11 protein-coding genes are annotated in these 13,020 nt (G+C 64.5%); 2 read left to right on the top strand and 9 right to left on the bottom strand.

Annotated elements, in window-relative coordinates; translation table 11 throughout:
- Positions 1-191: 191 nt before the first annotated feature.
- Positions 192-1,994 (top strand): YbaL family putative K(+) efflux transporter, encoded by a 1,803-nt coding sequence (ybaL, locus tag P9230_RS16075; protein WP_278087042.1) that lies wholly within the window; start codon positions 192-194, stop codon positions 1,992-1,994.
- Positions 1,995-2,060: 66 nt separating this feature from the next.
- Here the strand turns inward: ybaL and P9230_RS16070 are convergent, their stop codons facing one another.
- From P9230_RS16070 to P9230_RS16030, 9 genes are all read right to left on the bottom strand, one after another.
- Positions 2,061-2,810, bottom strand: coding sequence for an SDR family oxidoreductase (locus P9230_RS16070; protein ID WP_278119883.1), 750 nt, complete (start codon positions 2,808-2,810; stop codon positions 2,061-2,063).
- A gap of 63 nt (positions 2,811-2,873) precedes the next feature.
- A complete protein-coding gene (locus tag P9230_RS16065; RefSeq protein ID WP_278119881.1) occupies positions 2,874-5,120 on the bottom strand; it encodes a transglycosylase domain-containing protein in 2,247 nt (748 codons plus the stop codon).
- Between the two features lie 198 nt (positions 5,121-5,318).
- Entirely contained in the window at positions 5,319-5,702 is a 384-nt protein-coding gene (locus P9230_RS16060) for a hypothetical protein (RefSeq protein WP_067004095.1), read from the bottom strand.
- Positions 5,703-5,891: 189 nt separating this feature from the next.
- Positions 5,892-6,143: a hypothetical protein gene (locus tag P9230_RS16055; protein WP_278119879.1), complete on the bottom strand. Its 252-nt coding sequence runs from the start codon at positions 6,141-6,143 to the stop codon at positions 5,892-5,894.
- A 100-nt stretch (positions 6,144-6,243) separates the two neighbouring features.
- Entirely contained in the window at positions 6,244-6,873 is a 630-nt protein-coding gene (locus P9230_RS16050) for a hypothetical protein (protein ID WP_278119877.1), read from the bottom strand.
- A gap of 117 nt (positions 6,874-6,990) precedes the next feature.
- Positions 6,991-7,137 carry a hypothetical protein gene (locus tag P9230_RS16045; RefSeq protein WP_082980768.1) on the bottom strand — a complete coding sequence of 49 codons (147 nt, stop codon included), beginning with the start codon at positions 7,135-7,137 and terminating at the stop codon, positions 6,991-6,993.
- A gap of 57 nt (positions 7,138-7,194) precedes the next feature.
- Positions 7,195-7,401, bottom strand: coding sequence for a hypothetical protein (locus tag P9230_RS16040; protein ID WP_095778715.1), 207 nt, complete (start codon positions 7,399-7,401; stop codon positions 7,195-7,197).
- A 64-nt stretch (positions 7,402-7,465) separates the two neighbouring features.
- Complete coding sequence (locus P9230_RS16035; protein WP_278119875.1) at positions 7,466-8,086, bottom strand: ribonuclease D; 621 nt, start codon at positions 8,084-8,086, stop codon at positions 7,466-7,468.
- Between the two features lie 141 nt (positions 8,087-8,227).
- Positions 8,228-9,613: a M20/M25/M40 family metallo-hydrolase gene (locus P9230_RS16030; protein WP_278087041.1), complete on the bottom strand. Its 1,386-nt coding sequence runs from the start codon at positions 9,611-9,613 to the stop codon at positions 8,228-8,230.
- A 434-nt stretch (positions 9,614-10,047) separates the two neighbouring features.
- Between P9230_RS16030 and polA the strand changes: the two genes are divergently transcribed.
- Positions 10,048-13,011 carry a DNA polymerase I gene (polA, locus tag P9230_RS16025; protein WP_278119872.1) on the top strand — a complete coding sequence of 988 codons (2,964 nt, stop codon included), beginning with the start codon at positions 10,048-10,050 and terminating at the stop codon, positions 13,009-13,011.
- Positions 13,012-13,020: the final 9 nt, after the last annotated feature.

Genomic DNA, 13,020 nt, shown 5'->3' with positions numbered 1-13,020 from the left:
GTGCAAGGGATTGATGCCGTGCCCCTGTGGCGACTCGCTCTGATTTTCTCATCCGGCGCCCGATCGCGGCGCCGATTTCCGTGTAGCGGTGGTTGCGTCACCGCCCCTCCCCCGACCATATTGCGAAGGGGCGACGGCCCTCGGGCGGCGCTTATCGACATCGTGAATTCTCGAAAGGCGCTCCATAGACAATGCCGCATGACACGCCCCTGATCGCCACCATCGTCGCCGGTTTGGGGCTTGCCTTCGTTTTCGGAGCATTGGCCAACCGATTCCGCATCCCGCCGCTGGTCGGCTATCTGGTGGCCGGCGTGCTGGTCGGGCCGAACACGCCGGGCTTCGTCGCCGACGCCAGCCTTGCCAACGAGCTCGCCGAGATCGGCGTCATCCTGCTGATGTTCGGCGTCGGCCTGCATTTCTCGCTGAAGGATCTTTTGTCGGTCCGCGCAATCGCCGTGCCCGGCGCCGTCGTGCAGATCGGCTTTGCCACGCTGCTCGGCGTCGGCCTCGCCTGGCTGCTTGGCTGGTCGCTCGGCGCCGGCCTTGTCTTCGGCCTCGCGCTCTCCGTCGCCTCGACCGTCGTCCTGCTGCGCGCCATGCAGGAGCGGCGGCTGATCGAGACCGAGCGCGGCCGCATCGCCGTCGGCTGGCTGATCGTCGAGGATTTGGCCATGGTGCTGGCGCTGGTGCTTTTGCCGGCGCTCGCCGGCGTGCTTGGCGGCCAGCCGCAGGCCGACGACCATGCGAGCCTGCTTTCGCTGCCCGCCAGCCACGGCATATGGGGCGTGGTCGGCATAACGCTGGCCAAGGTCGTCGCCTTCGTCGTCGTCATGCTGGTCGTAGGCCGCAGGGTCATCCCCTGGATCCTGCACTATGTCGCCCATACCGGCTCACGCGAGCTGTTCCGGCTCTCGGTGCTTGCCATCGCGCTCGGCGTCGCCTTCGGCGCGGCGAAGCTGTTCGGCGTCTCGCTGGCGCTCGGCGCCTTCTTCGCCGGCATGGTCATGAGCGAGTCCGAGCTCAGCCACCGGGCGGCGGAAGAATCGCTGCCGCTGCGCGACGCTTTTTCCGTGCTGTTCTTCGTTTCCGTCGGCATGCTGTTCGATCCGTTCAGCCTGGTCAGCAACGGCCTGCCGATCCTGGCGACCTTAGCCATCATCCTCATCGGCAAAACGCTCGCCGCTTTCGTCATCGTGATCGCCTTCCGCTATCCGGTCGCGACCGCGCTGATGATCTCGGCCAGCCTTGCCCAGATCGGCGAATTCTCCTTCATCCTGGCCGAGCTCGGCGTCGGGTTGAAGCTTCTGCCCGAACAGGGCCGCGACCTCATTCTGGCCGGCGCCATCCTGTCGATCCTGCTCAACCCGCTGATGTTCCTGATCGTCGACAGGATGAAGCCGTGGCTGGAAAAGCGCGCCGGCAAAACGGCAGAGCCCGAGGAATCAAGGCCGATCGGCCCGGCGACCGAGCCCGGCCAGGTGGCCTCGGCGGCGGCAGTGTCTGAAAGCGAGAATGGTCTGCCGCCGCGAACGGGACTCACCGACCATTCCATCCTGATCGGCTATGGACGTGTCGGCAGCCTCGTGGGTGCCGCGCTGAAACAAGCCGCCCTGCCCTTCCTGGTTGTCGAGGATGCCGACAAGACGCTGTCGAAGCTGAGGGCCGAGGGCGTCGAAACGGTGGCCGGCAACGCCGCCAATGCGGACGTCTTCGCGGCCGCCAATCCGGAAGGCGCCAAACGGCTGATCCTCGCCATCCCCAACGCCTTCGAGGCGGGACAGGTGGTGCTGCGGGCGCGCGCGGCCAATCCCGGCATCAGCGTCATTGCGCGCGCCCATTCCGATGCCGAGGTCGAGCATCTCAAGGCTCTCGGCGCCGACACCGTGATCATGGGCGAGCGCGAAATAGCACGCGGCATTGTCGAGGCGGTTACCGGCATGTCACCCGCTCGGCTGGACGACGCCGCTGTCGAGATCAGGCCGCGGCCTGCCTGACGCTCGTCTGCACAAACCAAGCGGATCAGGAAACGAATAACGGAAGCGATGTCGCTGAGATGGAAGTCACACGTGCTGGCCGCCATTGATGTGGATTTCCGAGCCGGTCACGTAGGACGCCTGGCCCGAACACAGGAAAAAGATGATGTCGGCCACTTCCGACGTGGCGCCCAGCCTTCTCAGCGGGATCGTCTCGACGATCTTGTCGGTGCCGGGCGACAGGATCGCCGTGTCGATCTCGCCCGGCGCGATCGCATTGACGCGGATGCCGTGCGGCCCGAAGTCATGCGCCATCTCGCGCGTCAGAGAACCCAGCGCCGCCTTCGACGTCGCATAGGCCGTGCCGGCAAATGGATGCACGCGCGTGCCGGCGATCGAGGTGACGTTGACGATTGAGCCCTTGGCGGCGGCGAGTTCCTTGAACAGCCCTCTCGCCAGCATGATCGGCGCGAAGAAATTGACCTGGAACACGTCGCGCCAGACATGCATCGGCGTCTCGATCGAGTTCATCCGGCCGCCGTCCTTGAGCTTCGGCGAAATGCCAGCATTGTTGACCAGCGAGTGCAACTGCCCGCCATGCGCCTCCAGCCGGTGGCGGATTTCCGAGACGGCAATGCCGACATCCTCCTGGTCGGCAAGGTCGACCTTGATGTGGTCTTCGGGACCGGCCGGCCATGGACAGTCCTCGGCAAAGGCCTGTCGCGAGCAGGTGATGACGCGCCAGCCCTCGCGTGAAAAGCGTTTCACCGTCGCATGGCCGATGCCGCGGCTGGCGCCGGTGAGCACGATGGTTTTTCTGCTGTCGATTTCGGCCATGGCTTGATCTCCGGCCGGACATGTAGCCGAAGGCGCCAGCCATTGCGAGAGGCGAGTTGCCGCTCAACCGCCGCTGAGGATGTCGAGAATCGACGTCTGCCGCCTTTTCTTCGGGCCGCCGACATCGCCGGGCGGCACCGGATGCCCGACCGAGGCGGTGGTACCGCCGTCGCTCGGCATATCGAAGCCATCGGCATCGACCGTCTGGGCTGGACGCGCCTGCCGTGCGGGCGCCTGGGCGACAGGGCTCGACTGGCCGACGGGCGCGGGCGGCGCCGGCTGCGAGTTGTCCGCCGAGGGTATCTCGTCCGGCACAACCGTATCGGGCGGCGTCGATTTCCACGTGCCGGGCAACGGCCTGACCGGCAAGCCTTCATGCGCGGCGACCATGAATTCGTGCCAGGCCTGCGCCGGCAAGGCGCCGCCGGTCACCTTCTTCATCGGGCTGCCGTCGTCATTGCCGAACCACACACCCGTCGTGAGGTTGGCGGTATAGCCGACGAACCAGGCGTCGCGTGAATTCTGGCTGGTGCCGGTCTTGCCGGCCGAGGGCCAGTTGAAGGCCGCCTTCTTGGCGGTGCCGACTTCGACCGTGCCCGTCATCATAGAGTTCATCATGCCGACGATGTCGGCCTTGAGGACGCGCGGCGCGCTGCCGCCATTGTTTTCGTAGAGCACCTTGCCGCTAGCCGTGGTGACGCGCTGGATGAAATGGATATCCGGCTTGTAGCCGCCATTGGCGAAAGGCACATAGGCGGCGGTCAGTTCCAGCGGCGTCACTTCCGAGGTGCCGAGCGCGATCGAGGTGTTCGACTGCAGGTCGGATTGGATGCCCATGCGGTGCGCGGCCTCAACCACGGCGTCGGGGCCGACCTCCATGGTGAGTTGCGCCGCCACCGAGTTCAGCGACTTCGCCAGTGCGGTGGCCAGCGTCACCTTGCCATAATATTTGCCGCCATAGTTCTCCGGCGTCCATTTGCCTATTCTGATCGGGGCGTCGTTGCGCACGCTGTCCGGTGTGCGGCCTGCTTCCAGCGCCGCCATGTAGACGAAAGGCTTGAAGGCCGATCCCGGCTGGCGCCGCGCTTCCGAGGCGCGATCGAACTGGCTGGTCGAATAGTCGTAACCGCCGACCATGGCGCGAACGGCGCCGGAATCATCGATCGACACCAACGCGCCCTGGGTGACGTTGAGCTTTCTGCCGCTCTCGTCGATCAGCCGGCGGATCGACTGCTCGGCGAGCTTCTGCAGCGTCAGATCCACGGTGGTGTCGATGACGATGTCGCCGCGCACGTCGCCGATCAGGTCGGGAAGTTCCTCCATGACCGTGTCGGCGACATAATTCTCCGAGCCGGTCCAGTAGGAGGGCGAGCGCGTCGCCGGCGCGCTCAGCGCCATTTTGTATTCCTTGTCGCCGATCTTGCCTTCCTCGCGCATGGCGGCGAGCACGAGCTGTGCGCGTTCTTCCGCCGCCTTGGGATCGCGCGCCGGCGAAAGCCGCGACGGCGCCTTGAGCAGACCGGCCAGAAGCGCTGCCTCGGAAAGCGTGACATCGCGCGCGCTCTTGCCGAAATACCGCCGCGAGGCGGCCTCCACGCCATAGGCGCCGGACCCGAAATAGACCCGGTTGAGATACATTTCGAGGATCTGGTCCTTGCTGTGCTTGTGCTCCAGCCACAGCGCCAGCAGCACTTCCTGCACCTTGCGCTCCAGCGTGCGATCCGGCGTCAGGAACAGGTTCTTGGCCAGCTGCTGCGTCAGCGTCGAGCCGCCCTGCGAGAAATGACCGCCAAGGACGTTGGTGACCATGGCGCGCGCCAGGCCGATCGGGTCGATGCCGAAATGCGAATAGAACCGCCGATCCTCGATGGCGACGACAGCCTCGGGAATATAGGGCGACATTTCATTGAGGCCGACGGCCTCGCCGCCGCTCATGCCGCGATTTGCGATGAGTTGCCCGTCGACCGAGACGATCTTGATGTTGGGCGCGCGGTCGGGGATCGACCATGTGGTCGCCGCCGGCATCTTGGCGCCGTAATAGACGACGACGCCGGCCACCGCGATGCCGCCCCAGATGCAGAAAACGAAGCACCAGTAGAGCAGGCGGCCGAAGATGGAAAACAGCCCGCGCTGGCTGCGATCGCGCCCCCGGCCGCGCGATTTCGCCTTGGCGGATTTGCGTTTCGCTGCGGATTTACGATTTGCCGGCACGACGCGATCCTCCTCGCTGACCGAAAAGCCGTCGGAGGATTTCGCCCGCGGCGAGCCCTCGAAGCTCGGTTCGATGCGACTGTCTCTGCGGTTCGCCATTGCGCTGTGCTTGCTGTCCCCGATGCCGATGGCGCTCGGGTTGCAGAGTAGATGCGGCGGTTTAAAGGCGCGTTAAGTGGGGAAAAATCGAAGTGATTGAAAAGCAAATGTTTGGTAAGTGGCCACCTGACGGAGCGCGATCGGCGTGGCATTCCGGCCGCGCTCCAGCGTTTGCATAGGCGGGCGAGTCGGCTCGGACTAGTCGAGCACGGCACGGACCGAGAGCGCAGCTCTCGATGCCCGCATGACATCGCCGACATGGCAGTAGCAGACGATCTCGTGCAGCTGATAGTCGGTCAGCTCGAAGAAGCGTTTTGCTTCGCCGTAGGTGTCGTTCTTCAAACCCTCGTCGTGCAGAACGGGGTCTTCCAGGGCGACGGATATGGGCGAGCCGGCGCCCCGCATGACATTGCGTTCCCGCGGGGCACGATATTCGGTGCCGATCAGCGCGGTCAGGAGCCGGTTTGGCTCACGTTCGAGAAGCTCCGCCCAACGTGCGAGGCGCTGGGTTCGGCTCATGACGGGTTTGGCAGTGCGGACCTCGGCAACGGCGTGCAACTGGTCCAGTGTTTGGTGCTTCATGGCAACCTCCTAGAGGCTAGGTTGGTCGGCCCCAAAACTCCCTATGCGCAGCATGATATCGCCGAACCGCGCGGACGTCATCCGTTTGCCGTCCACCCCCGCAAGATTTGATGGGGGCTGCGCGCGGCCCCCGCCAGTCTTCATGCCGTTCGCCAGAATGGAGACGAAATCAGACGCTTATCCTGGACGTCAAGGAACGCTGAACTCGGGCTCCGCCGCCCTTCGACCGACGATCGACGACAGGCCGTAGAAAGCCAGCGGCTGTTCCTGACAAGTCACCGCCACGACCCTGTTCGACCTGTCTATGTCGAGGCCCTTCGGCCCACCTTCCTCGACGCTGGCCCTGCCGCGCAGAAAGCTTTCGTCGTCGAGCACGGCGACCGAACGCGACGGCGTGCGGCGCCCCTTCCAGCCTTCCTCGCTTGCATAGACGTGAACCATCGGGCTGCCGGCGTCGGCGACGAGGATGTGGCTGCCGTCCTGCGTGAAGCGCAGGCCGTGCGGGTAGTTGGCATTTTCCAGGACACCGGCGGGCCGGGTCTCACCGCCAAAGCGGTGCCGACATGTCGTAGATCTTCACGTCGTTGGTGCCGTGGCTGCTGACGGCGACCCACCGCCCGTCATGGCTGAGCGCGATGCCGTCCGGGATGTCGAGGCCCTGCTCCAGGAGAACCTGATTCCACAGGGCGCGGTATCCCCATCGCCCGTGAATCACATGGCGGGTCACCCGATGCGTGTAGTTGTTACAGACCAGCAGGCTGAGCCGGCCATGCGACTCACGCCTGACGGCGACCGAGCCGGGCGTTCTCAATCTGCAAAATCGGCTGCCTTTGATCACGCGAAGTGGCGAGATTTCGTGCCCTTGTCCGGCCGGATCGCCTTGCGGCAGGGCGAAGACGGCAACCAGCCCATCGCGATTGGCGACCACAAAAGTCCTGTTGTCGATGAAATCGAGGCCATGCACCTCGCCCATGCTGTCCGATCTGAGCTCCACGAAATCGCGGATAACGATCCTCGCTGCACCGGCCGTCGGCTCTATGTCGATGCGCAGCATCAGGCATCGCCTGCGTCCATATCCGGCGACGGCAAGCAAGCGGTTGTCGGGCGAAAAGCGCAGGTCCTCGGTCCGCCCGATCGCGGCGAGCGCATCGTTCACGGCACCGGTGGCCACGAAATCGATCCGGGGAATCATATCAAAAACCACCCCCGCCCCAGCAAGCGGACCCGGATGCAATAGGCGCTATCCGGAGCCGACCGGTCAAGTCCGCGAGATGCGGACGTAGTGAGATCAATTCTGCTGGATCGAAATGCCCTTGTCGTCGATCTTGAGCTCCACGCCCTTCGGCCTGGTCTGCTCGCGGTAGATGTAGATGCCAAGCGCGATGACCACAACGACCAACGCGCCGATGATGAGGTAGAGCATGTTCTGTCTCATCTCGCCCCCTTCTTGCTGCCGAGTCTCGCGCCTGCTTCGAGGCCCTGCGGCGGTCGCTCACTGGTCGCTGTCATCATTGGCCGATGCAGGCCGCCAACTGGTCGGCTCGACTTTTTTCTGGGTGTTGCTGTCGGTGTAGACCCACCAGCCGCCGTCGCGGTATTGCCCGACGGATTCGTTGACCACGCCGTGCTCGTCGTTCCACAGGATCGTGACCTGCGAGCCGTCCTTCGGCGCGCTCGCTATCGGTTTGCGCTCTGCCATTCAATCCCTCCTCATCTCACGCCGACAATGGACCGGCAGGAACGTCGCTCGACGCGCCGGGTCGTCAGCTATGCGCGAAGATATCCTCTTCCGCCCAGCCCATCAGATCGAGCTTGGCGCGCGTCGGCAGGAAGCGGAAGCAGGCTTCGGCCTCCTTGGTGCGACCCTCGCGCGCAAGCCGCGCGGCCAGCACCTCGCGCAGCCGGTGCAGGTAAAGCACGTCGGAGGCGGCATATTCGAGCTGCTCGGGCGACAGTGTTTCCGCCGCCCAGTCCGACGATTGCTGCGCCTTGGAGAGGCTAATACCGAGCAGTTCGTTGCATATATCCTTCAGCCCGTGGCGGTCGGTGTAGGTACGGGTCAGCCGCGAGGCGATCTTTGTGCAGAAAACCGGTTCGGCCATGACGCCGAAAGCGTGATAAAGGACGGCAATGTCGAAACGGCCGTAGTGAAACAGCTTCACCACGGCGTCGTTCCTGAGAAGGCTGACGAGGTTGGGCGCCTCCTTCTGGCCCGGCGCGATCTGGATGACGTCGGCGCTGCCGTCGCCGGGCGAGATCTGAACCACGCAGAGCCGGTCACGATGCGGGTTCAAGCCCAGCGTTTCCGTGTCGATGGCGACCGCACCGACATTGTAGCGGGAAAGGTCCGGCAGATCGTTCTTGTGGAAACGGATGTCGGTCATTCTCTTCTCCGGATCGCAGCCAGCGGCGCACCCGTCTTTGGACGCGAAGGCGCCGCGCATTGCGCTATCACGCCCGTCCTTGCCGCGATCCGGAAAAAAATCAACAGAAAGTTGATTTTCGCGGTCCGCCGCGGGTTCACCTCAGCGTGTCAGAGCATCGAGAATGCGCGCCCAGGAACGCTGCCCCTTGTGGAAGGAGGTGAGTTCGTACTTCTCGTTGGGCGAATGGATGCGGTCGTCATCGAGGCCGAAGCCGACCAGCAGCGATTCCATGCCGAGATAGGTCTTAAAATCGCCGACCACGGGGATGGAGCCGCCGCCGCCGGTGGTGACGGCCTGCTTTTCCCATTCGTCGGAGAGCGCATCCTTGGCCTTGGCCAGGAACGGCGAGTCGTAGGAAAGCTGGATCGCCGGCGAGCCGCCATGCGGATGGAATTCGACGGAGCAGTCGCCGGGAATCCGATCGCGCACGAAAGCCTGGAAGGCGGCGCGGATTTTTCTCGGATCCTGCTTGTGGACGAGCCGGAACGACACTTTCGCCGATGCTTCCGCCGCGATCACCGTCTTGAAGCCCTTGCCGGTATAGCCGCCGATGATGCCGTTGAACTCGGCCGTCGGCCGTGCCCAGGTGAGTTCGAGCACGGAGCGGCCCTTTTCGCCGGCGGGAATGGAAAGCCCGACCGGTCCGAGGAAGGTCTCGGCGGTCTCGCCGAGCCCCTCCCAGGATTTCAGCACCTGCGAGGGCGTCTCTTCGACGCCGTCATAGAAGCCCGGGATGGTGATGCGGCCGTCTTGATCATGAATGTCGGCGAGAATTTTGGTCAGGATCCGGATCGGATTGGCGGCCGGGCCGCCATAGAGGCCTGAATGCAGGTCGCGGCTGGCTGCCTTGACGGTGACTTCCTCGCCGACCATGCCGCGTAGCGACACGCAGATCGACGGCGTCTCGCGGTTCCACATGCTGGTGTCGCAGACCAGCGCGAAATCCGCTTTCAGCTCGGCGGCGTTGGCCTCGAGAAAAGGCTTGAGCGACGGCGAGCCGGACTCTTCCTCGCCCTCGAACAGGATCGTGACGCGGCACGGCAGATTGCCGTGCACCTGCTTCCAGGCGCGGCAGGCCTCGACGAAGGTCATCAGCTGACCCTTGTCGTCCGCCGAGCCGCGCCCGGCGATCACCTTGCGTCCGGGCTGGACCTCCTTGATCGCCGGCGCGAACGGGTCCGTTTCCCACAGCTCGATCGGATCGACCGGCTGCACGTCGTAATGGCCGTAGAACAGCACATGCGGCGCCCCGGCCGGTCCTGGGTGATGCGCCACCACCATCGGGTGGCCGGGCGTGTCGCGCACCCTGGCGTCGAAGCCGATCAGCTTGAGCTCGGCCGCCAGCCATTCGGCGCCCTTGCGGCAATCGGCGGCAAAGGCCGGGTCGGTGGAGATCGACTTGATACCAAGCAAGCCGAAAAGCCGCTCCAGGCTCTGGTCGAGGTTCTGGTCGAGACGGTCAAGGACGGGGGAGAGTCTGGACATTTCTTCAGCCTTTCGATTCTGGCCCGACCCTAAAGGGGCGAGCAGAAAACGCAAAGCCGCGATCGTTGGGCCACGCGTTCCGGCGTCGGTAACACGCGGGCTGGGAGACAAAAAAGAACCGCCGTGGTGGAGGGGAACCACGGCGGTCTTTACTCGAAACGTTGCGGCAGCCCGGAGAGGGGGGATAGGCTGCCGCAGTTGCCCGGGATAGGCGGGGGACGGGCCTTACTCCGGACTTCGGCGAAAATTGCCGATGACAGCTATTTGGGTCTGTGAAAATGGCGATTCAAGGGCACGAAGATTACACTTTTGTAACATGCCCGTGAGCGGCTGAATTTTGTCCGAGACCTGTCTGTCAGGGGTGTTGCCGGAACCGGCCGTTTGCGCAGCCTTTGGCATGGACCGCGAAGCTTGGCCGCGCTATCCCTGCCGGCATGAAAAAAGGCGATCATCTCTTTCTTGTCGACGGCTCCGGCTACATTTTCCGCGCCTACCACGCGCTGCCGCCGCTCAACCGCAAATCCGACGGCCTGCCCACCAGCGCCGTGCTCGGCTTCTGCAACATGGTATGGAAGCTGATGCAGGACGCCCGCAACACGAACGTGGGCATCGTGCCGACCCATTTTGCCGTCATCTTCGACTATTCGGCGAAGACCTTCCGCAGCGATCTTTATCCCGAATACAAGGCCAACCGCTCGGCGCCGCCGGAAGACCTGATCCCGCAATTCGGCCTGATCCGCCAGGCGACCGTGGCCTTCAACCTGCCCTGCATCGAGATGGAAGGCTTCGAGGCTGACGACATCATCGCCACCTATTGCCGCCTAGCCTGCGAGGTCGGCGCCGACACCACCATCATCTCCTCCGACAAGGACCTGATGCAATTGGTCGGCCCGACGGTCGGCATGTACGACCCGATGAAGGATCGCCAGATCGGCATTCCCGAGGTAATCGAGAAATGGGGCGTGCCACCGGAAAAGATGATCGACCTGCAGGCGCTGACCGGCGACTCCGTCGACAACGTGCCCGGCGTGCCCGGCATCGGCCCGAAGACCGCGGCGCAACTTCTGGAGCAGTTCGGAGACCTTGACGGCCTGCTGGCGCGCGCCGGCGAGATCAAGCAGGAAAAGCGGCGCGAATCGATCATCGCCAATGCCGACAAGGCGCGCATCTCGCGCGAGCTGGTGACGTTGAAGAACGACGTGCCGCTCAAGGAGGGGCTGGACGACCTTGTGCTGCATGCCCCGGACGGGCCGAAGCTGATCGGCTTCCTGAAGACGATGGAGTTCACCACGCTGACACGCCGCGTCGCGGAAGCGACTGCAACCGAGATCGGCGACGTCCAGGCTTCCAGTGTCACCATCGAGCGCGCCGACACCGCACATGGTCCCGATGTCGGCGCCGGCACGCCGACTGCCTCAAGACCGGCGGCGACGCCGAACGGCGCCGCGAAGCCTGCAGCACCGGTCAGGCCCCAGGATGCCCCACCGCAGGGCGATACGCCTTCCCTGCTCTCCGCGCTGCGGCTGGAGCAGGCGACGGCGCGCAAGATCGATCCCGCGGCCTATGTCGCCATTCGCGATACGGCCGCGCTGAAGGCCTGGATCGCCGAAGCGAGGGAAGCCGGCATCCTTGCCTTCGACGCCGAGACCTCTTCGTCCGATCCGATGCAGGCCGACTTGATCGGCCTGTCCATGGCGATCGCGCCGGGCCGCGCCGCCTACGTGCCGCTCGCCCACACGAGCGGCAATGGCGACCTGCTTGGCGGCGGCATGCTGGCGGACCAGGTCCCGGTCCGCGACGCGCTGGCTCTGCTCAAGCCCCTGCTCGAGGACCGGTCGGTCCTCAAGATCGTCCAGGACATGAAATACGACATCGTCGTGATGAGCCGGCATGGTATCGAGGTCGGCCCGTTCGACGACACGATGCTGATCTCCTACGTGCTCGACGCCGGCACATCCGGCGGGCATGACCTCGCCTCGCTGTCGGAGAAGTGGCTCGGCCATGCGCCAGGCACGAAGAAGGAGCTTGCCGGCTCGGGCAAGGGCGCGGTCGGCTTCGACCAGGTCGACATCGAGCGGGCGACTGCCTATGCCGGCGAGCAGGCCGATCTGGCGCTGCGGCTGTGGCAATTGCTGAAGCCGCGGCTCGCCGCCAAGGGTCTCGTCTCCGTCTATGAAAGGCTGGAGCGGCCGCTTGTGCCCGTGCTCGCCCGCATGGAGCAGCGCGGCATTTCGGTCGATCGCCAGATTCTCTCCAGACTGTCGGGTGAGCTGGCGCAAGGCGCCGCCCGCGCCGAGGAAGAGATCTATGGCATCGTCGGCGAGCGCATCAACATCGGCTCGCCGAAGCAGCTCGGCGACATATTGTTCGGCAAGATGGGGCTGCCGGGCGGCTCCAAGACCAAGACCGGCCAGTGGTCGACCTCGGCGCAGCTGCTGGAAGACCTCGCCGCCGAAGGCCACGAGCTGCCGCGCAAGATCGTCGACTGGCGCCAGCTCACCAAGCTGAAATCGACCTATACCGACGCCTTGCCCGGCTTCATCAATGCCGGCACCAACCGCGTCCACACTTCCTATGCGCTGGCCGCGACGACGACCGGTCGTCTGTCATCCTCCGATCCCAACCTGCAGAACATCCCGGTGCGCACCGCCGAAGGCCGCAAGATCAGGACCGCCTTCATCGCCGAAAAGGGCCACAAGCTGGTCTCGGCCGACTACAGCCAGATTGAATTGCGCGTGCTGGCCCATGTCGCCGAAATCCCGCAGCTCAAGCAGGCTTTTGCGGACGGCGCCGATATCCACGCCATCACCGCGTCCGAAATGTTCAACGTGCCGGTCGCAGGCATGCCTTCGGAAGTGCGGCGGCGTGCTAAGGCGATCAATTTCGGCATCATCTACGGCATCTCGGCCTTCGGTCTGGCGAACCAGCTGTCGATCCCGCGCGAGGAGGCGAGCGCCTACATCAAGCGCTATTTCGAGCGCTTCCCGGGCATCCGCGACTATATCGAGGAAACCAAGGCCTATGCGCGCGAATACGGCTTCGTCGAAACGATCTTCGGCCGCCGCGTCCACTATCCGGAGATAAGGTCCTCCAACCCGTCGGTTCGCGCCTTCAACGAGCGCGCTTCGATCAATGCGAGGCTCCAGGGCACTGCGGCCGACATCATCCGCCGCGCCATGGTGCACATGGAAGAGGCGCTGGAGAAGGCGAAGCTGTCGGCCCGCATGCTCTTGCAGGTGCATGACGAGCTTATCTTCGAGACGGTGGAAGCGGAAGTCGAAGCGACAATTCCCGTGGTGCGCCGCGTGATGGAGAACGCGCCGATGCCGGCGGTCTCGATGTCGGTGCCGCTGCATGTCGATGCGCGGGCCGCCGACAACTGGGACGAGGCGCACTGATACCTTCGT

Origin of the sequence: Mesorhizobium sp. WSM4887, assembly GCF_029625865.1 — a bacterium.
Classification (GTDB): Bacteria; Pseudomonadota; Alphaproteobacteria; order Rhizobiales; family Rhizobiaceae; genus Mesorhizobium.
This window is presented reverse-complemented; position numbering and strand designations above follow the sequence as displayed.